This is a genomic window from Lactobacillus sp. W8093 (assembly GCF_016100925.1).
Lineage (GTDB): Bacteria > Bacillota > Bacilli > Lactobacillales > Lactobacillaceae > Lactobacillus > Lactobacillus helsingborgensis.
On the sequence record NZ_JACFRL010000001.1, the window covers coordinates 68,209 to 90,529 of the forward strand.

The window sequence follows — 22,321 nt, forward strand, 5'->3', positions numbered from 1 at the left end:
AGAAATGATTGATTTAAGTTAACTTTTTAAATTAATATGCTTCAAATAGTTATTATTCTTTTCTTCTGCGTTCAATCTCCGCACCTAAAAGACTCAAAATTAGTGCTGAAGCGCCTAAGAGAAGCATACCTACTTGAGATTTTCTATCTGAACCTGTCTGAGCCAAAGTTCTGGTCTTTTTACTTACACCAGTAGACTTATCTAGTTGTTCACGACCGTTATTTGGCTTACCAGTAGATTTCTTTTCTTTAGTTGCCTTTTTATTAGTCTTATGTGGTCCCTTCTTATTCTTATTCAGCTTTGAATTACCGCTAGAATTATGACTATTGTCATTGTCGCTTGGTTCCTGTCCTGGTTCTTTTCCCGGTTCCTTAGCACTTTGATCATTCTTCGTGTAAACGTAAACCACGTCCTGAGGTTGGCTGGTAAAGAATCCTGTGGCGTTATTAGGTCTAGTCTTTAACGTATAACCGGAAATAGCTTTTGTTTCAGTTTGATAGCCGTCACCAACATTACCGCTTAAAATAACATTAGGAGCGATTTGATTACCGTTTTCATCTTCATAATGAACCGTTACATCAGCGGCCTTAACAGGCGTTTTACCATTATTTGTTGGTTTTTGATAAATAAACATAATATCATCTACGTTTTCGCCTATCAGTCCTTTAGCATTTTTCGGCATAGCCGTTAAAACATAACCAGGAATTTCTTTGACTTTAGCTTCATAAGGAGTGCCGTATGTGCCAGTGTAGGTCTCATCAGGCGCAAGCGTCTTGCCCTTTTCATCTTGATAATGAGCTGTTATTGTAGTTTCACGCACGTACGTTTCATCTTTTGCACCAACTTGCCAATTTTTCATCAGTTCATCTGATGACCATTTTTCTGAGCCTTCAGGATCCTGCATTGTTTTCTTTCCAACATTTAACCAAGTTCCTGGTGTATCAAGACCCATAATTGAAACGAGTTTGTTTCCTTTTCCCAGTTTCAAAACTAGCAGGTTCTGGTGCCCTTTCAGCATATCATAGGTGTTACCATTATTACTCATATCAAAATTGCTGATATCTAGAGTCCTTAAGTTCGAAAGTTTAGGATATTTACCATCTACTTTAGGATTAGAGTAGAGATAGAACATTTGACTCATGCTTGTTACTTTAGAAGTATTGAAACTTGACAAATTCAAACCAACTAAACTATTCGTATCACGAAACATGTATGACATATCTGTAACATTTGCAGTATCAAAGTTGCGCAGGTCTAAGTATGTTAACTTATTACATCCTTGAAACATACTATTCATAGTTGTAACTTGAGAGGTATTAAATTTAGAGATGTTTAGGTCTTTTAGCTTTGTACATTTCATGAACATAAATGACATATCCGTAACTTTACTAGTATTAAAGTTAGAAAGATCAAGTGAGACAAGGCTGGAATCCCAACCGAATACTGAACTCGTATCGCTCTTATAAGAATAATACATACTAAACATTGCTTTCATATTTTCAACATTTTTAGTATCAAAACTGTGTACATCAATGTTAGTCAAACTTGCACAGTGATTAAACATATATGACATATCTTTGACATTAGAGGTGTCAAACTTGGTAACATTTAATTTTTCAAGACTCTCACACCCTGCAAACATCCATGACATATTTGTGACTTGGGAAGTATTAAAATTCTGCAAATCTAATTCTTTGAGACTTTTGCAACCAACAAACATATATGACATATCTTTGACTTGGGAAGTATCAAATTTACTTAGGTCAAGATCTTCGAGATTGGTACAGCGGTCAAACATACAATACATATTTTTAACATTTGAGGTATTAAAATGAGAAAGATCTACATGTTTAAGACTACTGCATTGACTAAACCAGGCATACATGGTGGTTGCTTCCGAAGTATCAACGTTTTCTAAACCTTCAATATCAGTTAGGCCTCTAAGACGAATAAAAACTGACTTAACATCGCCGACAACTTTAAAGTAGCCGTCAAAGGTTACCTTTTTTACATGCGTACACTCAGGGTCTGGTCCATCTTGACCTAGAAATCCAGCTACGAGACCAGCATTACTTACAATAGTCGGATTATCCTTATCATGACTCCCACTCACAGTTAATACGTTAGTATCACTATCGTACCTTACGTCAGCATTACCCCACTTACCTGTTTTAATAGTTTTTGTACTAATGTTGTTTTCATTCTTAGTGATGTCTGTTTCTGGTTGATCATTACCAGCAGAAGTCTGAGAGTCTGACTCTGCATTTGTGCCCTGCGGTGAGTCCACAGTTCCATTTTGAGTTTCATCTGCATTATCTGTAGCACCACTGGCATTTCCTTCTGATGCAGTGGTATTCGCATTATCAGCAGTAGCGCCCTGATTATTTGCCTGAGATATAGTATTATTTGCTACTCGAGTTTCAACACGACTATCATTATCATTCTTATTAAAGCTTTGTGCAGTGTCTTGTGTTCCTGAATTGCTATCAGCCTTTACGACATTAGTATTCAAACTCATCAAACCAAGCGCAGCTGCCGTTAAACTGCTAAAAAGCAGTGCTCCAGTCCGCTTATTGTGATCTAATCCTTTATTCATTTCTTACCTCTATCATAAATCGAACTATTTTGTCTAAAAAAGTATGTATACTATCACATCTTCAGTATATATATTAAACAATAACAAAGCAAGCTTATTATAAATTATTTTTACTAAAATAATGATAAATAAATTAAAATACTACAGTAAAATTCAAGATATAAAATAACATTAATAGATTTTATATAATATATAATTGATAATCACATATTTATTAATTAAAAAATAAAACAAGTCGTTTCTGAGAATAGAAACGACTTGTTTTCTAGTCATTATTAACAGTGATTAAATGTAGTAATTATAATTGTTTAATTTGTTCTTCTATATTTAAAACCTCTAACACATCCGTCGCACATTCTGCACCTTTATTGCCTGACTTACCACCGGCACGATCAGTTGCTTGTGCCACTGTATCAGTCATTAACACGCCAAACATCACTGGTACTTTTCCGTTAGCTGATGCTGCTGCTAACTGCGACGTAGTGCCTTCACAAACATAGGTAAAGTGAGCAGTTTCGCCCCGAATTACTGCGCCTAGAGCAATAATGCCATCGACTTTACCACTCTTTGCCAAGCAGTTGACTGTGCGGGCAATTTCAAAGGCACCGGGTACTCTCACAATCACAATATTTTCATCTTTCACGCCCGATTTTTTTAATTGTGACACTGCTCCAGAAAGCAAACGATCTGTGACCACACCATTAAACTGAGCAACAACAATCCCAATCTTTTTATCTTGTCCTTGAGCAATGTTTCCGTTAATTTCTTTCATATTAATCCACCTCATTTAAAATATGATTCATTTCATGTTTTTTAGTTGCCAAATATTTTTTATTTTCTGCAGTCATGCCCACTTCAACTGGAATGCGTTCAGTAACTTTAATGCCATAGTTTTCTAATTGTGCTACTTTATCCGGGTTATTAGTCATTAATTTAACTTCGCTAACGCCTTTTTGTCTTAAAATTTCAGCAGCGACATTGTAGCGGCGAGCATCAACTGGCAGACCAAGATGTTGATTAGCTTCTACTGTATTCATACCCTCATCTTGCAGCTTATAAGCACGTAATTTATTCTCAAGACCAATTCCCCGACCTTCTTGACGCAAGTATAAAACCGCTCCTGAACCATTTTCTTCAATTTTAGTTAATGCTGCGGCAAGTTGAGCGCCACAATCACAACGCTTAGAACCAAACACATCTCCCGTTAAGCATTCACTATGAAGCCGCAATAAAAGCGGCTCACCTTTTTTAACTTCACCCTTGCCAATTAATAAAGTAGGCTGCTTTTCAGGGTGCTTGGTATCTCTGAAACCTTCAAGCTGGAAATGACCATATTTTGTGGGAAAGTCAACCTTGGTAAAAGACTCAATTCCCAAATCTTTGTTTTCCTGATTTTTACGGTACTCAATTAACTCCTCAATGGTCAAATAAGGTATGCCAAGTCCTTCTGCTAAAGCTTTTAGATCTTTGCGTCTGGCCATTGTTCCGTCTTTTTTAATACATTCACAGATAAAGCCAACAGGAGCAACGCCAGCTAGTCTTGCCAAATCTAAGGCTGCTTCTGTATGACCGGTCCGTTCTAGCACGCCACCTTCTTTAGCTACTAACGGGAAAACATGTCCAGGATGATAAAAATCAGCCCATTGACTATTAGGATCAGCTAACTTTTTAATTGTTTTCGCACGATCAAAAGCTGAAATTCCCGTAGTAGTTTCAGTGGAGTCAACACTAAGAGTAAAAGCCGTGCCAAAAGTATCGTTCGAGCCAGTTTCAATTGGTTTCAATTGCAGACGGTCGGCATACGCTTTGCTCATTGGTACGCATAATAATCCACGAGCCTTAGTGATCATCATATTAACTGCTTGTGGTGTAACCTTTTCTGCTAAACCAATCATGTCCCCTTCAGACTCACGCTGCGGTGAATCAGCGACAATAACTAATCCACCTTTTAACATATGCTGTAATACTTTTTGCATTTTTTCATTCAATTGTTCTGTCATTTTTTTCTCCATCATAATTCTTTTTTCCAAGCCTGAATCTGCTTAACTGCGTAGCGACCAATCATATCCACTTCAATATTTGCTTTATCGCCCACTTGATAATGAGCAAGCGTAGTATTTTGGATGGTATAAGGAATTAAACTTACGCCAAAATGATCATTCTCTGCCATCGTGACGGTTAAACTGATGCCGTCAATAGCGATCGACCCTTTTTCAACAATAAAGGGAGCATACTTATGTGGTACTGCGAATTCTAATTCTATGGAATTCTCATTTTCGTTTCTTATTACCAGTTCAGCTATGGTATCAACATGACCCGCAACAATATGACCATCTAGTTTGCCGTTCAGTGCTAGTGCGGGCTCTAAATTTACCAAACTACCTTTTTGTAAATGGCCTAAATTAGTCCTTTTCATCGTTTCCGGCATTACGTCTACCGCAAAGTCATTATCGCTCCAATCGGTAACAGTCAAACAAATACCATTAACGGCAATACTTGCTCCTAAAGGCAAATCTTTTTGAACTAATTTTGGAGCGCAAATACCCAGTCTTGCATGTTGCTCACTAATTTCCAAGCGGGTAATCGTACCCGTTGTTTGAATTATTCCTGTAAACATTCTTTTCTCCTCACGCGAATTCTGATATCTTGATTGAATCTCTTAACATCCAAAAGTTGATAGTCACTTTTTTTCGCTAAAGCCTGTCCGAACACGGCTGGTAAACCAGTGCCGCCTAAAACTAAAGGAGCTACGTATGTTACTATCTCGTCCGCCAAACCGGCTGCTACAAATTGAGCCTGTACGTTGCTGCCGCCTTCAACTAATAATGAATGAATTTCATGTTCAGCTAAAAATTGCACTATTTTTGTTGGTGTCCAATTAGCTGCAGTATAGCAATGGACGTTTTCAGCTACTTTTTGCGACAAATTGGTTGTACTTAACAGCCAAATTTCACCACTGGTCTTAAATATCTGACTGGAAAAATCAAGCTGATTAGCATCCCTAGTTAACACAATCTTAATTGGTGGCTGTGGTAAGTTCTTAATTCTAACTGTTAACAGCGGATTATCAATTCGTAAGGTATTGGCCCCGATTAAAATTGCTTGGTTTTGCAGGCGCAACTTTTGCACATCTATTTGAGCTGCATCCCCAGTCAAAAGCGTTCTCGTTTTACCTGCAGCATTAATTTTGCCGTCAATAGACATTGCATATTTAAGTGTTACAAACGGTCTTTTTTGCCGATAAAAAAAGTTATACGCAACATTTAAATTTTCAGTGCCACCAATGACCTCAGTCTGAACACCATGACTTTCTAAATATTTAATGCCCTTACCTGCTACAATTTGATGAGGATCAACCTGACCGATAACTACTCTTTTGATTCCAGCTACGGCTACTTTTTTGCAACAAGGAGGCTGTTTGCCATAATGACTGCAAGGCTCCAAAGTGACATACAAGGTTGCTCCCTGAGCCTCTTTAGGGTCAGATAAATGCGCTAACGTATTCACTTCAGCATGTTCTCTGCCATATTGATGGTGATAGCCCGTTGCTAAAACTTGCTCGTTTTTAACTAAAACCGCACCAACTAATGGATTAGTCCAAGTCATCCCTTCTGCTTTCACAGCTTCTTGGGCTGCCATTTGCATATAATCCTTGTCTTGCACTATCTCACTTCCTAAGCATTAAAAAGCCTCGTTGATTTTATCAACGAGGCTTATTTTTTTATTCATCAAATAAGATTTCAGCGAAGTTTAATAACGACGCGAGTTTTCTGTCTAATCTTGTTTGTTCTTCTCCCATCCAGACTATAACTGTCGGTACTAGACTCTCACTAGTTCCACCGCAAAACGCGGGTCACGGACTTCAATTATTAATTGTCACCGTCGGTAAGGAATTGCACCCTGCCCCGAAGAAACCGTATTCAACTATTTCAAGTATAGTATAGTTATACGATATGAGCAATAGCATTTGCTTTGAAAAATTATTACTAAAACAATTTGCCAAATTTCATTGACAGCGTTTTCAAATACTGCTATGCTTACATCGTAACAAAATATAAAACTGAACGAGAAAATTAGAAGGTTCAATTAAACCTGTGCAGAACTCTGCACTTGGGTTTATTTGGACCTTCTTTTTTTGACTTCAATTAGAAAAGGAGATTACAAATGGATAAAGCAAAACGTTTAAATAATATTTTTGGTAAAGATGGCAAAACGATTATTGTCGCTTTAGACGGATTCGGTTTTTCCGCTAATACAGACGGGGTAGATTTTTCAGTCAAAAGCGTTCATCAGTTATTAAAGTATGGACTTAACTGCGCCTTAGTTACATACGGACAAGCTCAATTATTTGCGCAAGATTTAATTGATGTGCCGACGATTTTAAGAGTAGACGGTTCGGTTAATGTTTTTGACAGCAGCGTTCCCGAAACAGCACAATTCTTCGATGTCACTGATGCATTAAAACTAGGAGCAAGCGGCGTTGTCTGCATGACTTTCCCTGGTAGTCAAGGTGGTAGAGAAGAATTTTCTCATAAAATGTTAGCGCGGCTCGCAAAACAAGGCGAGGAATGGAACGTGCCAGTGATTGCTGAGACCCTTCCTTGTTCTTACGCCGTTTCTGACCAAGAACCTAACTCAGATAATCCAGACTATATTAAAACGGCAGCAAGATTAGGCGTTGAATACGGTGCCGATGTCATTAAAACGAGATTTACTGGTGATATTGAGACTGACAGAAAAATTGTAGAAAATACCAGACGTCCTGCAGTTGCTTTGGGAGGACCAAAAACTGACAACAAGACCTACTTCGAATATGTCCACAACTTAATGACAGCTGGAGTTTGCGGAATTGCAACCGGAAGAAATATTACCCAAGACCCTAACCCAGTTGGTAAGGTAGCAGCTCTATCTGCAATTGTCCATGATGGCAAAACAGTTGAGGAGGCTCTTCAAATATATTCAACTACCAAATCCTAATTACCACTTAATAATTTTCTTTAATAAAGCCTAGTAATAATTTAATTGGAGGAAATTGAATGCAGAACCAGAAAACAATCATACCCTCAGTTAGAGAGCTAAAACTATTGCAACTTGCTTGTAAGTCTAAGGCATCAATTATTCTATTGAGTAACACAGATATAGGAAACTTAATTAAACAAACTTCGTACGTTCATAAATTCAGAAAAAAAGCTTTTGTACATTTGGAATTAATTGCAGGTTTTGCACCAGATGCAAAAGGCTTGCGGTTACTTAAAAACATGTACCAAGTGGATGGTGTTTTTACTACTAATATTCAAGCAGGCAATATTGCAAAGAGTATTGGCCTCAACGTGATCTATCGTTTTTTCTTAATTGACAGCCGTTCTCTTAAAAGAACCGGCGCAATACTTGAAAATAATAAGTTTGATGCTATTGAAGTTTTGCCAGCATGTTCAGCAATAGCTGAATCAGCTGATCTAGCTAAATTAAACATAAGTTCTAAATTATTTGCCGGAGGTTTTATTAAAACTTTAAATATGGTCGATCAGATTTTTAGATTAGGATTTTCTGGCATTACTACTAGTAATAGCAAATTATGGCAATGAAAGAGGTATAAAATGACCAAATATTTAATGGGAATAGATAATGGTGGTACTTCAACTAAGGCAGCTATTTATGATGCTGCCGGCAACGAAATTGCAAAGTCCACAATATATACGGAAATGATAACACCTCATGAATACTGGACTGAAAGGGATATGTCTGAATTAAGAGCAGTAAACTTTCAGGTCATTCATGATGTTTTGCAAAAATCAAAAATTAACCCGAAAGAAATTGCCGGGGTCGGTATGACTGGTCATGGTAATGGCCTTTACTTAATCGGTAAGAATGGTCAGTTTGTGCGCAACGGCATTATTTCTACAGATAATAGGGCCAGTGCTATTGTCGAAAAATGGCTTGCTGATAAAAATTATGAAACAGCTGTCAGACCTAGAACCTACGCCACTATTTGGAGTTCACAACCAGCCGCCCTTTTAAAGTGGCTTGATGAAAATGAACCTGAAGTCTATGACAAAACAGAATATGTCTTCATGATTACCGACTTAGTCAGATATTGGCTAACCGGCAAGGCAGGTTTTGAAATTTCAAACGCAAGTGGCACCTCGCTTTTTAACCAAGACACAGAAAAATTAGATGAAAAGGTATTCGAATTTTTCGGTATCAAAAAGTGGCTAAAAAAGATTCCACCATTAGTTGATTCTACTGCTGAATGCGGGAAAATCACCGCAACTGTCAGCAAGAAAACCGGACTGTGTGAAGGAACTCCAGTAGCTGGTGGGCTATTTGACATCACCGCAAGCGCACTTTCAACAGGATTGGTTAAACACAATCAGTTATCAATTGTAACTGGAACTTGGAGCATTAACCAGTATATTGATAACAAAATCTCAGTTGTTAAAGACTTATTTATGACTTCTGATTATCCGATTAAGGGCGAATATCTCTTAACTGAGGCGTCACCTACAAGCGGCTCTAACTTAACTTGGTTCACAGAAACATTTATGAAGGATCATACCCAACTGTTAAAGATCGTTAATGATGAACATAGTATCTATGATTACTGCTCAAAATTGGTGGCAGCAGTTAAACCTTGGGAAAGCAAACTGATTTTTTATCCATTCATTTTTGGCTCTAACGCTGGTATTGCGAACTCATCTGCCGGCTTCATTGGGGCTTCAAAAGATACCTCATTAGCCCAATTTGTAAATGCAGTTTATGAAGGTGTTTGTTTCGCCCATAAAGCTCACGTTGAAAAATTGCTCAAAATAAATGCCAATGTTTTGTCTTCTCCAATTCGCATAGCCGGCGGAATCACTAATTCACAAGTATGGTTACAAATGTTTGCGGATATTTTTCAAAAGCCATTAGAACTAGTTAACGTTAAGGAAAACGGCGCAATGGGAGCAGCTATGGCAGCTGGCGTAATGTCCGGCTTATTTACCGACTTTAAAGCGGCAGCAAAAAGTATGGTTCATATTTCAAGAACAATTACTCCTAATCCTGAACTAGCAGAAGTTTATCAGGAAAAATATGACCTATATCAAAAAGTAGTTAAAGACCAATCTTTTGTTTGGAATGATATCGGCAATACCCAGTTAGAAACAACTAACTAACAACAAAATTTAATTTTAAGGAGGATTAATAATGAAACTAGGACTACAAGGTAAAAACGCATTAGTAACCGGTGGTGCTACAGGTTTAGGACAGCAATTTGTTTTAGCTTTAGCAAAAGAAGGCGTCACAGTTGCTTTCAGTTATTTAAATGAAAAAGAACACCCGGAAGTAACACTGGACAAAGTAGAAAAAGAGACTCATCAAAAAGCTTACGGATTTAAAACAGACTTGTCCCAAGTTGATCAAGCCAGAAAACTGTTTGATGAAGCCCACGAGCAGTTGGGACAAATAGATATTTTAATTAATAACGCTGGTATCTGGCTAAGTGGCAAAGTAACGGAAATTAAAGAGCAAGATTGGGATTTGGAAATGAAAACCAATCTTAGGGCACCATTTCTACTTGCCCAAAAATTCGCACTTGCCGCCAATAAGGAAAAACATGGCGGCCACGTTTTAAATGTAACTAGTCAGGCCGCTTACTATGGTTCAACAACCGGACACTCTCATTATGCTGCATCAAAAGCAGGCTTAATAGCTTTTAATGCCTCTTTTGCCAGAGAACAGGCTCAAAACGGTATCAATAGCAACAATATTGCTATCGGTATCATGCATACCAGAATGATTCAGGCCAATCTTGACAAAGATCCTAATTATTATGTCAGCAGAATCCCAATGGGCAGAGTGGTTGAACCAGAAGAAATTGCCAAAATGGGTACGCTGTTAGTTTCCGACGTCTATAGCTATATGACTGGAGCAACAGTAGATTTAACCGGTGGAATGCTGATGCATTAATCAGAAAGTTAAGAGGAGAATAATTATGAAAATAATAGCATTTGGAGATAACTTGATTACTCCCGAAATGTTAAAAGCAGGTTTAACACAATTTCAGGAAAATGGCGACATTGTGGAAATTCGTGATTGGAGCCATGAAACTGTAGAAAGTTTACAAAACGACAATATCAAAATTGAACAAGAAGGAGCAAATGCAATCGAAATTACTGATCAAAATTTGTTAGCTGAAATAGCAGATTATGACATGATCATCACGCAGTTTATGCCAATCGGAAAACAGGTCATTGATCTGGCTCAAAACCTTAAATATATAGGTGTTTTAAGAGGTGGCATGGAAAATGTAGATGTGGATTATGCCCAAAGTAAAGGGATTAAAGTGATTAACACTGCCGGACGCAATGCACGAGCAGTTGCGGAATTCACCGTTGGTATGATTTTAGCCGAAACCAGAAATATTGCCCGTACTAATGCCAAAATGCACGAAGACATTTGGTACAAGGATTTTCCTAACAAAGATAATATTCCCGAAATTGGTGGTAAAACCATTGGAATCATTGGTTTTGGGCACATCGGCCAATTAGTAGCTCAATTTTTAAAGGGCTTTGGTGCCAAAATTATTTTTTACGATCCTTATGTTAAGGGTAACAGTCTTTATGCCGAAAAAATCGACAGCATTTCAGCTCTAATTAGACAATCCGATATCATTACAATTCACATGCGGGCTACGGAAGAAACCCACCACATTATTGACCAGGATATGTTCGATTTAATGAAACCCACCGCCTACTTTATTAATACGGCGCGTTCAGCTCTGGTCGATGAAAAAGCTCTGATTGCTGTACTCAAGCAGGGCAAAATTGCGGGTGCAGCTATTGATACTTTTGACGATGAACCATTACCCGCAAACTCTGCATTTTTAAGTTTGGAAAACGTTACTTTAACCTCGCACTTAGCTGGTTCTACCGCCGATGCTTTCAAGAATACTCCAAAACTATTTGCTGAAAGATTTTTAAGTGCACAAAAATAACCATGAATAAATAAATTGGAGGTTATTAAATGGCTTTTATTAATTCTATTATCGGTTTGGGCTCCGCCGTCATGATGCCTATCATCTTTTTTATCGTTGGTCTAATCTTCAGAATGCACCCTGCAAAAGCTTTTAAAGCAGGTATGCTGGTTGGAGTCGGCTTTACCGGAGTATCAATGGTAATTAACTTGATGCTTGGCGCTTTGGGTCCAGCATCTAAAGCAATGGTTGAACGACTAGGCTTAAAGCTCACTGTCACAGATGTTGGCTGGGGAACGGCGTCTACTATCGGCTGGGGCTCGCCAATTATGTTAGTTGCAGTAGTAGGCTTTTTAGTCATAAATGCAATCTTATTGTTTTTAAATTTAACTAAAACGGTTGATCTTGATATCTTTAATTTTTGGATCTTTCTCTTAGTTGGCGCCGTTATCTACGCCGGGACCAATAATTACTGGATCGCTATTATTGCTGATTGGATTATTTACACTTTGACTTTAATCATCGCTGATATTACACAACCTATCATTCAAAAGAAATTTCCTAATAAAGACTTAAATGGTATTTCTTTTCCCCACTTAACATGTTTGGCCTGGGTGCCTTTCGGTATCATTGGTAATTGGATCTGTGAACATATCCCTGGTTTGAATAAAATCCAGTTAGATCCTGAAACTATCAACAAAAAACTGGGCATACTTGGCGAACCAATCAGCTTTGGGGCAATTATTGGTGTATTAATGGGCATCTTGGCAAATTATAGTTTTTCTAAGATTTTAACATTAGGCGTTAATATCGCTGCCTCAATGTACTTATTGCCCATAGTTGTTAACGTATTAGTATCTGGACTCGTGATGGTTAAAGATCACGTTAATGCCAAATTGAAGGATTGGTTTCCTAAAAGAAAATTCTACATTGGCATGGATACCGCTTTACTAATTGATGATCCATCAGTGCTTTCAACAGGACTGTTACTCTTGCCACTGGCAATAATTTTAGCCTTTCTTTTGCCTGGTAATAAGGTGCTGCCTTTTGCTGATTTAGCCTCACTAATGTTTCTCTTTGCTTTGGTTGCACCATTTTGCAATCGTAACATTTTCAGAATGCTTATCTCGGGTTTATTAATTATCATCACCATCTTTTATATTGGCACTTCTATTGCACCCGAATTTACTAAAGCGGCTTTACAAGCAAATGTTACTTCGATTAAATCATTTAGTTCAATAACCAACATTGTCGGCTCAGCTACAACTTGGATTGGTTGGATATTTATTAAAGTTAGCGAATGGATCGCTGCCATTATTTAAGCAAATTCAATCAAAAATAAACCCTCAGACTTTGAAGTGCAACTAAAAAGTTAGACATTTTATTATTAAGCAAGACCTAACGCACGATTCCGATATTTAATCGGAGTCGTGTATTTTAGTTTAATCTTGATTCTTTTCTGATTGTAATACTCAATGTAGTCTCTAATCGCATCTTCCAATTCAGTGAGATTCTTAAACTGCTTTTCAAAGCCATAAAACATTTCTCGTTTGAGTATCCCGAAGAAGCCTTCTATTAATCCATCATCAAGCGAATTGCCCTTGCGCGACATTGATTGACTAATAAACTGCGACGCCTAAGCTCTGCAGTAATGCGGCGATAGCCATAGCGGTGCTTGTGTTCTTCATAAATAGCTTTGATTTCAGCCATTATTTCTCGATTATCCCGCTCTTTATCCTTCTTCTTTAAAGTGTAGTAGTAATTACTACGGTATAGATGGGGCAGATTGGGATTGGCATTAATGGTATCAAGAATAAAAGTTACGCTGACTTTAAGCTCACGTCTTAGTTAGGTAACTGCCAGGGCTCTTTAGAACGTAAAGAAAAAATATTGCTAATGGCCTAAAAGAGCCAGTTCGAAAAAATGAACACTGGCGGCAAAAAATTTTTAAGTAATTGGGCATAAGACCTTGAGACATATTAAGATCACTTCTAACTGGCTTATAATTATTCACTAACAATAGGGAACTTAACGTTTAAAAGTAACGTATTTAAAGTTATTTTGGCAATATTTGCACCCACTATAATATTAATTTCTACTGTGTTTTTTAAATAAGTAATCAATATTTCAAATGACTCGTAAGAGTCATTTTTTATTTTATCTTCTAGTTATTAATCTTTGAAAAATTTGATAAGTTCATATTATCAAGCACAAATTAACTGGATATTTAATGAACTATATATTTATATATACATAAATATTTTTTAATATTATTTGTTGACAAATTTTTATACTGAATTATAGTTTTAATATCAATGTCGACATTGACGAAAAATATTATGAAAGGTGTACTATTATGAAAAGTACCATTAAAAAATTGGGAATTTCTCTTGCAGCAGCAAGTTTTATAGGAACGACTATGGCAACAACTGTAGTAAATACATTTGCTGCTACGGATAACTCCGTAAGTAATTCCAATGAAAATCAAAACGACAGTTCATATGAGGCATTGTACGGTTCATTAACTAAAGATCAACAAGATGAGTTTGATCAAATTGTTAATGGTGCTGGACTTAGTGAGGAGCAACAGAATACTCTCTTACAAGATAAAATTACTGAACAAAACAATAACCTGACGCGTAGTTTAAAGTTAGAAACAATTAAGAAAATTGCCAAATACGTTGCTAAAATTACTGGTAACAGTTTAAAAGCTAAGCCACTAAAAGCTTTTGTAAACTTTCTAACTGATTATGAAGGTAAAGCTGAAGATGGTATACGATATGCACTAATTCATTATCTTCACTTTAACAGCACAGTCGCTTACTGGACCACACGAACAATCGTATTTATTTATCTATAAATAATCTAAAGGTGTGACTACAACATGAATACTACTTTAATAATAATCATTATCTTGGCTCTAGAGCTTTTGCCAATCGATACTTGGCTTGCCAGATATAATATGACGCTTGCTATACCTATCTTTTTTACTTTAGCGTTGATTGCCGTGTTTCTCCTCTCTCTGGTGGGCTTTGCAAAAGCTTTTCATTGGTATGATTATCTAATAACAGTTATTACATGTGTTTATGAGTGGATGATATTCTTCAGAAATAACAAAAAATAAGCAACCCAAATACGCAAATTAATTACAAATTAAGCAAATTAAATACCTAATCAAAAAATAATTCCATATATACCAAAGCAACTTCGCTTAACATAGTGTACATTAAGCAAAGTTGTTACGAAACTTAGAGCTGTACGGCTTAAAACTGCAGCAAATAAATGTTTGTGAATTTGAAGCCGTATAGCAAAAGGGAAGACTGATTTAACAGCCTTCTCTTTTTTCGTTACCTGATAATTTAACAATTAGACCAATTGCTTCATTTCAGCTTATTTACTACCTTTCATTAAAAAATACCGATCAATCATTTTGCATAATACGTGCGCAATTACTGGTAAAAATAATATAGTGACTGCCAAACTAGCATTTGTTGCTAGCATAGCTCTCGCCACCTTCCAAGATTTACCCCAGAGTAGCTAATCCTTATTGGCTTTGCTGCAAACTTTTTACTTAAACCCAAAATCGGTTATAACGTGAGTAGATGTTAGTAAAGCTCTCGCGCTAAGAGCATGGGACTAGCTATCTCATATGTATTATTAGATGTTAAACCCGATTTGTTTAGCACCTTTTTCAACGCCAAGTGAAAATTACCCCTGTATATATTAATATAGCATGACCGATTAAAATACGACCAAACAAAAAAAGCATGAACCTTTGATGTGTACTGAAGTGACCCCCAAATTTGTCCTAAATTTGGGGGTCACTTCAGATTATTAATCTTTTTAAACTTCTTTAAGCAGCTTATTTACCTTAATACAAATACTTCTTAACCACTGTTTGTGGATCCATCCCTGAGCGTATTTGCAACTCCAGTTCAATTGCAACATCGGCAATAGTAACTTGCGGGTCAATTACATTATAAGGGTGATCTGGCGCTTTTTCCTGAGCCAGTGATAATTCCGTACAACCAAGCAAAATCACATTGCAACCGTATTGATCGTGCATTGTACGCAATATCCGGTGATAGAGTTCTTTGTCAACTACACCCTTCTCTTTGATATTCGAGTAGATCAATTCGGTAACCATTGGTTGAATTTCTGGACCGCCAAGTTCAGCTTCGCGACCTACTTGCTTAATTTCATCTTCATATAAATGATCATAAATAGACCCTTCTGTAGCAATTAACCCGATCTTTTTTTCATTGGGATAATCGACTAAGAACTTATGCACGGCAATACGCATCATATTTAAGAAGGGAACATCAGTTAAGTTTGCCAGATCATCATAAAAATAATGAGCAGTATTACATGGCATGATAAAAAAGTCAGGCTTTAGCGGCGCTTGCTGCAAAACATCATCACGTAAGGCATTAAAAAAATTAGGCTTATTGTGATCTTTAATATAAGTGGTGCGATCGGGAACTTGTGCATCATTCACTAAAATATAATTTAAATAATCCTGATCCTTAGTAATTTTAATGCGATGATTAATCATACGCACAAAACTTTCAGTGGCAATAGTGCCCATTCCGCCAATAATAGTAAAAAAATTTTTCATTATATCAACTTTTCTAATCGTTAAAGTTTTTTAGCCTTCTAATTTAGCAATTACTTGTTGCGCAACCGTAATATCGGAAGGATATGGCGTATCTACACCACGCACTTTTTGATAGCCATCTGCTCCTTTACCACAGATAAGAACAATATCGCCCTTTTTAGACATACTGATAGCATCTGTGATTGCCTTTTCTCGATCTAATTCAATTGTGACGTCAACCTTAGAATGATCAATTCCAGCATCAATTTCCTGGGCGATTTCCTGTGGGTCTTCAAACCCTGGGTCATCAGTGGTTAAAAAGGCCTTATCAGCAAACGCATTTAAGCTATGACTAAATCCTGGACGCCGCGAAACGCCCTTATCACCGGGTGCGCCCACAACCACAATAATCCTAGGATTATCAAATTCACGTTGCATAAAGCCCATTAGTGCCATCATTGACGCTTCATTATGAGCATAATCTACAACTACCACACCGTGGTCCTTGGTAACTTGGGTTTGCATCCGTCCAGGTACTGTAACCTGACTAATGCCTTTAGCAGCGGAATCATGATCCATACCCGCTAGTCCTGCTCCAATTACAGCAGCTGTGCCGTTAGATTCGTTAAAGTCACCTAACATTTTCAACTGGTAGTTACCACTGATATTCAGCTTCTTTGCTTTAGGAGTTACGCACAGCACTTGGAATTTTGTCCGCACCATGTCCAGCTCCTCAGTTGCAAAGCGAAAATCAATCGTCTGTTTTAAATCTGGATTAGTAAATTTCTCATCAGCAAATAAGTAAATACTGTCTGGATCAGTAGTTGTTGTGGCCGCAGCATAAACTTCAGCAAAACGATCAGTTTGAGCATTAATAATACACTTGCGTGCATTAACCAATAGCTGCAATTTGCAATGCAGATAGTCTTCAAAGTTAGGATGCTCATTTGGTCCAATATGATCTGGAGAAATATTTAAAAAGAAACCTAAATCATAGGTCAAACCAAATACTCTGTTTTTCTTATATGCTTGGCTCGATACTTCCATAACCATGTGGGTCATGCCATTATCAACAGCTGTTCTCATATCACGGAACAAGTCTAATGATTCGGGCGTAGTCAAACTTGATTTAAAAGTATCTTCTTTTTCTGGCCCTACTACTGTATTAACAGATGAAATTAAGGCGGTTTTGCCACCATTCATTTGATCCAGCATCCCTTTTAAAAAGTACGCCGTGGTCGTCTTACCTTTTGTACCCGTGATCGCTACTACAAACAGATCATCTTGCGGGAAGCGGAAAAAGGCAGCAGATAACAAAGCCATTGCCTTTGAAACATTGCGCACAATTAGCGCATGCATTCCTTTACCTTCTGGGTAAGGCTGTTCAGCTACATAGCAGTTAGCACCATTAGCTTTTGCCATTGATAAGTATGTGGGGCGAAAGCCGGCTCCCTTACAAAAGAACAGTGTGTTCGTTTGAACATCGCGTGAGTCATAAGACACATATTCCATTTTAGATGAAACAGTATCTTGAACTGCGCTGGACTTAAGCAGATGGTGTTCTTTTAAAATTAAAATACAGGTATTTAAAGAAATACTCATGCTATACTCCTCTATTTATTATCTCAGTCAAAATTATACCACAGCTGCGCCGGGGTTTTGCTCACTCTTTAAGTTTAATGGCAGGCAAATAATGAAACGGGTCCAATCCTGATCAGATTCACAGCGAATTTTACCATGATGTAAATCAACAATGCTTTTGGTAATTGATAATCCCAGTCCTGTACCACCGGTTTGAGTATTTCGTGAACCTTCCACCCGGTAAAAACGTTCAAAGATTTTTTTAAGCGAATCAGCCGGAATTTGGGCACCATTATTCTCTACGCGTAACTCTACCTCATTGTTGTTAACTAAATTGGCAATCAGGTTGATCTGCGTGGCACCGGTGCCGTACTTTAAAGCATTGGTAATCAGGTTGTTATAAACGCGAACCAACTTTTCCGCATCAGCTTCAATGGTTAAATTCTTCGGTCTGGCTTCAATATTAAACACTATCCCTTTTTCCTGACCTTCGAATTCAAAACCAGCTGCTACTTGTTCTAACATAGAAAAAATATGCAAAGAAGACAAGTTTAGTTTGGTACTAGTTGATTTTAACGTGGTATATTCAAGCAGATCGTGAGCCAGCGACTTCATTTGTTCTGCTTTCATATACGCAATATTAAGATATTTTTGTTGATCTGCTGGATCCGACACCCCCGATTTAAGTAGTCCTAAGTAACCGATGATAGAAGTCAAAGGTGTCCTGATATCATGAGAAACATTGCTAATCAGTTCGTCTTTAGACTTTTCAATTGCTTTTTCTTCATTAATTGCATTCACGGTACTGTCAACCAGTGAATTGATTGAATCAATAACCTTTTGCAAATCGGTTTTAACCTTAAAAGATATGGTATGGTCAAAATGTCCTTTAGCAATATAATGCAATTCGGAAATAACGTGCCTTAATTGCATTTGGTGATAGCGCCGAATTAACCGCCAATAAAGAACGATTAAGTCACCAACGCCCATAAAAATGATAAAGGTATTCTGCCATGACCATAAGTGGCGTCCACCAGCAAAAGTAATAGTCCTTTTTAAAAAATAAATGCCATTAACCAGGTTTTTATTTTGTAAAATTGTCAAGTTGATTAAAATAACTACTGACAGGTTTAATAGCAGGAGCAGAATAACAGTTATCACACCTTCAGCAAACAACTCACTCTTTTCAGCAGCTGTCAGCTTGACCCGTTCTTTTTTCATTTAGCTAAGCCTCAACTTTATAGCCTACACCCCAAACAGTCTGAATGACATCCTCGCCGCCAGTCGCTTTTTGAATCTTATCGCGCAAGTGCGAAACATGTACCATGACAGTCTTAGCGGAAACAATTGACTCTTGTTGCCAAACTCGTTCAAAGATCTCATCAGCAGAAAATACGCGGTTAGGGTGACTGGCTAATAAGTACAGAATGCCAAATTCTAAAGCTGTTAATTGAATATCCTGACCATCAATCGTTTTAACTTCATGAGAATCACGGTTAATAATTAGCGGCCCTACCTCTAAAATATCAGGTTCATCGTCTTTAACCTGCTTTTGACTACGACGTAACAGTGAACGAACACGCGCCATTACCTCTAACGGATTAAATGGTTTAGACACATAGTCATCGGCTCCAGTAATTAATCCCTGAATTTTATCCATATCGCCGGTTTTGGCTGATACAATAATAATAGGAATATCTGAATCCTTGCGTACTTCTTTAATAACATCAATACCGCTCATATTAGGCATCATGACATCTAAAATCATCAATGCAATATCTGGAGTAGTCGTCAGCTTGGTAATTGCTTCCTTGCCGCTATAGGCGACAACGGGAGTGTATCCTTCGTTTTTAAGGTAAATACTTAACAATTCGACGATTTCTTTATCATCATCGACAACTAAAATTTTCATAGGGCTTATTTCCCTTCTTTTTATTTATTAATTATATTTGTTTTATTTTTGTAGTCTACTAAATATAGTGTAGCAGAACTTATGTCTAATATTTTAGACAATTTTGTAACAAACTACTAATATTCAGGCACAACTTTATCGTTTTATTAAAAAAGCTGGAAAAACTCCAGCTCATTTTTAGTTTAATTTATTAATACCATTTAAGTATGCCACAAGCCATTGTCGGTCAACGAAACCTAAAAATGCGCCATTTTCATTTTGCACGGCAACTTCTTCCTGCTCACTTAAGATTGCTAAGACCTTGGCAAGTTTCTCATCAGCTCTAACCTTAGTCATAGATGCTAGTGTTGCTGTTTTTTTCTGCTTAAATTCATTAAACAAAGCGGCTTGCCTTAAAGGTGTTTCATACAAGTCATTACCAAGACTGCCCTTGAAAAAGTCCTTGACATACTTATTTGCCGGATGCCGCAATATTTCCTGAGGCTGATCAACCTGCAATAATTGCCCATCTTTCATAATGGCGATCCTATCAGCTAAACGTAAAGCCTCATTCATGTCATGGGTAACAAAGATAATGGTATTGTGCAGTTGCTTATGCAGATCAACTACCAAGCTTTGTAAATTGGCACGAGAAAGAGGATCAAGGGCGCTAAAGGGCTCATCCATTAAAACAATCGGCGGCTTAGAGGCGATTGCCCGTAAAATACCAATTCGCTGCTGCTCACCACCAGATAATTCATGAGGGTATCTCTTAGCATATTCCTCTGGATTCAGCCCCACTTCTTGTAGTAACTTGGCGGCAGTTTCTGCTAAATTGCCTTTATTTCCCTGTATTTCAGGAATTAGGGTGATATTTTTAGCAACCGTCATATTAGGAAAAAGAGCAATTTGTTGCAACACATAACCAATTTGCCAGCGCAATTTCTGCACGTTATATTCAGTAGTAGGACGCTGATTGACTAAAACGCGGCCGCCATTAGGGTCTTCTAAACGGTTAATCATCTTAATAGAAGTAGTTTTCCCACTGCCAGAATTGCCCACAAGAACAAAAAGCTCACCCTGCTGAATATCAAGATTAAGATCATTTACCACTACTTTATCAGCAAAAGATTTTTTTACATGTTCAAATTTAATCGCTGAAGTCATTTTAATTCTCCTTAAGCAAATGCTGTTTCACTAAAAAGTCATGCGCTACCTGTCCTGGATCCATGTTTTTAACATTTACTTTGTAGTTCATCTCCTGCATTTGTTTTTCAGTTATTTTACCAGCCAGCTTATTCAAACTACGGACAATTTGGGGGTGCTTGTGGGCAAAATCATTGCTCATTAAAGGTGCGCCTTGATAAATCGGGAAATTATGCCTGTCATCCTTTAAGATACTTAAATGATATTGCCTTAATTCACTGTCTGTTGAGTAGGCATCAACAATATTAACTTTATTTTGGTCAATTGCCTGATAACGCAATGCCGGTTCCATTGATTTAACAGGGAAATCAATTTGATATAATTTTTTAATTCCTTTAAAGCCATCATCACGATCAATAAATTCTAGCGTCATGCCACCCTTTAACTGATTGGTAATGTTTGCTAAATCACTTATTTTGGCCAAATGATTTTTCTTTTTAAATGATGTTTTAACGGCTAAAGCATAGGTATTATCATAGGCCATAGGTTTAAGCAGTGTGAGCTTATCCTGTTTATTCATTAAATTTCTGGCCTTTTCATAAGTTTCTTTTTCGGTTAAACCCGCTGTTTTGAATGAAGTTTTAGCAAAAGTTTCCAAAACAGTTCCCGTAAACTCCGGATAGATATCTATCTTACCGTTTTTCAAAGCACTGAATAAAAAAGTGGTCTTACCAAAATTAGGTTTTAAAGTAACTTGAACGTGAGGGTCCCCTTGTTCAATTAATTCCTTATACATATTAATTAAAATATCAGGTTCAGATCCCAGTTTACCGGCAATAGTAATAGTTTCTTTTTGATTTGCGGCAGCTTCATAAATACCGCTGCCTGCTAAAAACAAGACACTGACCAGCAAAATACCCAAAGCTGCTTTGACAGAGGCGTGTTCTAACCACTTAATTAAAGCACTTAGGGTAATAGCCAAAACGCCAGAGCAAACTGCACCAATTACTATTAACCCAGTATTATTGCGGTCTATTCCCAGCAAGATAAAGCTACCAAGACCGCCGGCGCCAATTAAAGCAGCCATAGTGGCGGTGCCAATAATTAAAACCAAAGCAGTTCTGATACCCGAAATAATAGTAGGCATTGCTAACGGCAATTCCACTTTGAGCAATTTTTGCATGCGAGACATCCCGAATGCGTCCGCGGCTTCTTCCAGTGCCGGATCAATCTCAGTTAAGCCTAAATAGGTATTTTGAAAAATTGGCAATAAAGCATAGACTACAAGCGCAATTACTGCTGGGACTGTGCCAATGCCGACTAGGGGAATTAATAAACCCAGCAATGCTAAAGAAGGAATTGTTTGCAGAATACTGGCAACTTGCAGTAAAAATTCTGCTGCCTTGCTATGCTTTACAGCCCAAAAAGCTAACGGCATTGCAATTACCATTGCAATCAGCAATGAAAGAAGTGATATTTGTAAATGCTGCAATAAGGCAATCCCCAAATCACCCTTGCGTTCACTTAAGATTTGTATAATTTGATTCATTGCTTAAT

20 protein-coding genes, 1 pseudogene and 1 riboswitch are annotated in these 22,321 nt (G+C 37.4%); of the genes and pseudogenes, 8 read left to right on the plus strand and 13 right to left on the minus strand.

Going from position 1 to position 22,321, the window contains the following annotated elements; all coding sequences use genetic code 11:
• Positions 1-52: 52 nt before the first annotated feature.
• From H3T47_RS00290 to ribD, 5 genes are all read right to left on the minus strand, one after another.
• Positions 53-2,596, minus strand: a complete 2,544-nt coding sequence (locus tag H3T47_RS00290) for a BspA family leucine-rich repeat surface protein (RefSeq protein WP_199282170.1) — start codon at positions 2,594-2,596, stop codon at positions 53-55.
• A 298-nt stretch (positions 2,597-2,894) separates the two neighbouring features.
• Positions 2,895-3,368, minus strand: coding sequence for a 6,7-dimethyl-8-ribityllumazine synthase (ribH, locus tag H3T47_RS00295; protein WP_038521200.1), 474 nt, complete (start codon positions 3,366-3,368; stop codon positions 2,895-2,897).
• 1 nt (position 3,369) lies between these two features.
• On the minus strand, positions 3,370-4,596 hold the full coding sequence (ribA, locus tag H3T47_RS00300) for a GTP cyclohydrolase II (protein WP_305067074.1): 1,227 nt from the start codon (positions 4,594-4,596) through the stop codon (positions 3,370-3,372).
• Positions 4,597-4,607: 11 nt separating this feature from the next.
• A complete protein-coding gene (ribE, locus tag H3T47_RS00305) occupies positions 4,608-5,213 on the minus strand; it encodes a riboflavin synthase (protein WP_199282171.1) in 606 nt (201 codons plus the stop codon).
• The gene (gene ribD, locus H3T47_RS00310; RefSeq protein WP_199282172.1) at positions 5,198-6,259 is read right to left on the minus strand and encodes a bifunctional diaminohydroxyphosphoribosylaminopyrimidine deaminase/5-amino-6-(5-phosphoribosylamino)uracil reductase RibD; all 1,062 of its coding nucleotides are present in this window, start codon (positions 6,257-6,259) and stop codon (positions 5,198-5,200) included. The genes ribE and ribD overlap by 16 nt, the downstream gene beginning before the upstream one ends.
• Positions 6,260-6,379: 120 nt before the next feature.
• A riboswitch (FMN riboswitch) is annotated at positions 6,380-6,513 on the minus strand.
• Between the two features lie 247 nt (positions 6,514-6,760).
• On the opposite strand from ribD, the gene H3T47_RS00315 reads away from it, so the two are divergent.
• The 6 genes from H3T47_RS00315 to H3T47_RS00340 are packed head-to-tail and all read left to right on the plus strand — an operon-like array spanning position 6,761 to position 12,871.
• The gene (locus tag H3T47_RS00315) at positions 6,761-7,573 is read left to right on the plus strand and encodes a class I fructose-bisphosphate aldolase (RefSeq protein ID WP_038521191.1); all 813 of its coding nucleotides are present in this window, start codon (positions 6,761-6,763) and stop codon (positions 7,571-7,573) included.
• Between the two features lie 59 nt (positions 7,574-7,632).
• On the plus strand, positions 7,633-8,181 hold the full coding sequence (locus H3T47_RS00320; RefSeq protein WP_046326702.1) for a glycerol-3-phosphate responsive antiterminator: 549 nt from the start codon (positions 7,633-7,635) through the stop codon (positions 8,179-8,181).
• Between the two features lie 12 nt (positions 8,182-8,193).
• Positions 8,194-9,750 carry an FGGY-family carbohydrate kinase gene (locus H3T47_RS00325; protein WP_199282173.1) on the plus strand — a complete coding sequence of 519 codons (1,557 nt, stop codon included), beginning with the start codon at positions 8,194-8,196 and terminating at the stop codon, positions 9,748-9,750.
• Between the two features lie 31 nt (positions 9,751-9,781).
• Positions 9,782-10,543 carry an SDR family NAD(P)-dependent oxidoreductase gene (locus H3T47_RS00330; RefSeq protein WP_038521180.1) on the plus strand — a complete coding sequence of 254 codons (762 nt, stop codon included), beginning with the start codon at positions 9,782-9,784 and terminating at the stop codon, positions 10,541-10,543.
• Positions 10,544-10,568: 25 nt separating this feature from the next.
• Entirely contained in the window at positions 10,569-11,570 is a 1,002-nt protein-coding gene (locus H3T47_RS00335; RefSeq protein WP_046326699.1) for a 2-hydroxyacid dehydrogenase, read from the plus strand.
• Between the two features lie 29 nt (positions 11,571-11,599).
• Positions 11,600-12,871 carry a PTS galactitol transporter subunit IIC gene (locus H3T47_RS00340; RefSeq protein WP_187159439.1) on the plus strand — a complete coding sequence of 424 codons (1,272 nt, stop codon included), beginning with the start codon at positions 11,600-11,602 and terminating at the stop codon, positions 12,869-12,871.
• A gap of 65 nt (positions 12,872-12,936) precedes the next feature.
• Here H3T47_RS00340 and H3T47_RS09220 read toward each other — a convergent pair.
• Together H3T47_RS09220 and H3T47_RS09225 are read right to left on the minus strand one after the other, a co-directional pair.
• Positions 12,937-13,173: pseudogene (locus H3T47_RS09220) on the minus strand (IS3 family transposase); the annotation flags it as partial.
• Positions 13,125-13,259, minus strand: a complete 135-nt coding sequence (locus H3T47_RS09225; protein WP_233335794.1) for an IS3 family transposase — start codon at positions 13,257-13,259, stop codon at positions 13,125-13,127. The pseudogene H3T47_RS09220 and the gene H3T47_RS09225, both read right to left, overlap by 49 nt.
• Positions 13,260-13,905: 646 nt before the next feature.
• On the opposite strand from H3T47_RS09225, the gene H3T47_RS00350 reads away from it, so the two are divergent.
• Positions 13,906-14,409 carry a hypothetical protein gene (locus H3T47_RS00350; RefSeq protein ID WP_199282174.1) on the plus strand — a complete coding sequence of 168 codons (504 nt, stop codon included), beginning with the start codon at positions 13,906-13,908 and terminating at the stop codon, positions 14,407-14,409.
• 24 nt (positions 14,410-14,433) lie between these two features.
• Positions 14,434-14,673: a hypothetical protein gene (locus H3T47_RS00355; RefSeq protein ID WP_046325869.1), complete on the plus strand. Its 240-nt coding sequence runs from the start codon at positions 14,434-14,436 to the stop codon at positions 14,671-14,673.
• Between the two features lie 747 nt (positions 14,674-15,420).
• On the opposite strand, the gene H3T47_RS00360 is transcribed toward H3T47_RS00355, so the two are convergent.
• The 6 genes from H3T47_RS00360 to H3T47_RS00385 form a co-directional block, all read right to left on the minus strand.
• Complete coding sequence (locus H3T47_RS00360) at positions 15,421-16,167, minus strand: aspartate/glutamate racemase family protein (RefSeq protein ID WP_199282175.1); 747 nt, start codon at positions 16,165-16,167, stop codon at positions 15,421-15,423.
• A gap of 30 nt (positions 16,168-16,197) precedes the next feature.
• Positions 16,198-17,748 carry a UDP-N-acetylmuramoyl-L-alanyl-D-glutamate--2,6-diaminopimelate ligase gene (locus tag H3T47_RS00365; protein ID WP_038521137.1) on the minus strand — a complete coding sequence of 517 codons (1,551 nt, stop codon included), beginning with the start codon at positions 17,746-17,748 and terminating at the stop codon, positions 16,198-16,200.
• Positions 17,749-17,781: 33 nt separating this feature from the next.
• On the minus strand, positions 17,782-18,948 hold the full coding sequence (locus tag H3T47_RS00370) for a cell wall metabolism sensor histidine kinase WalK (protein ID WP_046326693.1): 1,167 nt from the start codon (positions 18,946-18,948) through the stop codon (positions 17,782-17,784).
• Positions 18,949-18,952: 4 nt separating this feature from the next.
• Positions 18,953-19,639 carry a response regulator transcription factor gene (locus H3T47_RS00375; protein WP_038521131.1) on the minus strand — a complete coding sequence of 229 codons (687 nt, stop codon included), beginning with the start codon at positions 19,637-19,639 and terminating at the stop codon, positions 18,953-18,955.
• A 177-nt stretch (positions 19,640-19,816) separates the two neighbouring features.
• Positions 19,817-20,785: an ABC transporter ATP-binding protein gene (locus H3T47_RS00380; protein ID WP_199282176.1), complete on the minus strand. Its 969-nt coding sequence runs from the start codon at positions 20,783-20,785 to the stop codon at positions 19,817-19,819.
• Position 20,786: 1 nt separating this feature from the next.
• Positions 20,787-22,313, minus strand: a complete 1,527-nt coding sequence (locus H3T47_RS00385) for an ABC transporter permease/substrate-binding protein (RefSeq protein WP_199282177.1) — start codon at positions 22,311-22,313, stop codon at positions 20,787-20,789.
• Between the last annotated feature and the right edge of the window lie 8 nt (positions 22,314-22,321).

Bases quoted from the DNA above. Each gene is read 5' to 3' on its own strand.
- H3T47_RS00290 (WP_199282170.1), bottom strand. From the start codon at position 2,596: ATGAATAAAGGATTAGATCACAATAAGCGGACTGGAGCACTGCTTTTT.
- H3T47_RS00360 (WP_199282175.1), bottom strand. From the start codon at position 16,167: ATGAAAAATTTTTTTACTATTATTGGCGGAATGGGCACTATTGCCACT.
- H3T47_RS00365 (WP_038521137.1), bottom strand. From the start codon at position 17,748: ATGAGTATTTCTTTAAATACCTGTATTTTAATTTTAAAAGAACACCAT.
- H3T47_RS00375 (WP_038521131.1), bottom strand. From the start codon at position 19,639: ATGAAAATTTTAGTTGTCGATGATGATAAAGAAATCGTCGAATTGTTA.
- H3T47_RS00340 (WP_187159439.1), top strand. From the start codon at position 11,600: ATGGCTTTTATTAATTCTATTATCGGTTTGGGCTCCGCCGTCATGATG.
- H3T47_RS00355 (WP_046325869.1), top strand. From the start codon at position 14,434: ATGAATACTACTTTAATAATAATCATTATCTTGGCTCTAGAGCTTTTG.
- H3T47_RS00315 (WP_038521191.1), top strand. From the start codon at position 6,761: ATGGATAAAGCAAAACGTTTAAATAATATTTTTGGTAAAGATGGCAAA.
- H3T47_RS00380 (WP_199282176.1), bottom strand. From the start codon at position 20,785: ATGACTTCAGCGATTAAATTTGAACATGTAAAAAAATCTTTTGCTGAT.
- ribA (WP_305067074.1), bottom strand. From the start codon at position 4,596: ATGACAGAACAATTGAATGAAAAAATGCAAAAAGTATTACAGCATATG.
- H3T47_RS00320 (WP_046326702.1), top strand. From the start codon at position 7,633: ATGCAGAACCAGAAAACAATCATACCCTCAGTTAGAGAGCTAAAACTA.
- ribH (WP_038521200.1), bottom strand. From the start codon at position 3,368: ATGAAAGAAATTAACGGAAACATTGCTCAAGGACAAGATAAAAAGATT.
- H3T47_RS00385 (WP_199282177.1), bottom strand. From the start codon at position 22,313: ATGAATCAAATTATACAAATCTTAAGTGAACGCAAGGGTGATTTGGGG.
- ribE (WP_199282171.1), bottom strand. From the start codon at position 5,213: ATGTTTACAGGAATAATTCAAACAACGGGTACGATTACCCGCTTGGAA.
- H3T47_RS00335 (WP_046326699.1), top strand. From the start codon at position 10,569: ATGAAAATAATAGCATTTGGAGATAACTTGATTACTCCCGAAATGTTA.
- H3T47_RS00370 (WP_046326693.1), bottom strand. From the start codon at position 18,948: ATGAAAAAAGAACGGGTCAAGCTGACAGCTGCTGAAAAGAGTGAGTTG.
- H3T47_RS00325 (WP_199282173.1), top strand. From the start codon at position 8,194: ATGACCAAATATTTAATGGGAATAGATAATGGTGGTACTTCAACTAAG.
- H3T47_RS09225 (WP_233335794.1), bottom strand. From the start codon at position 13,259: ATGGCTGAAATCAAAGCTATTTATGAAGAACACAAGCACCGCTATGGC.
- H3T47_RS00350 (WP_199282174.1), top strand. From the start codon at position 13,906: ATGAAAAGTACCATTAAAAAATTGGGAATTTCTCTTGCAGCAGCAAGT.
- H3T47_RS00330 (WP_038521180.1), top strand. From the start codon at position 9,782: ATGAAACTAGGACTACAAGGTAAAAACGCATTAGTAACCGGTGGTGCT.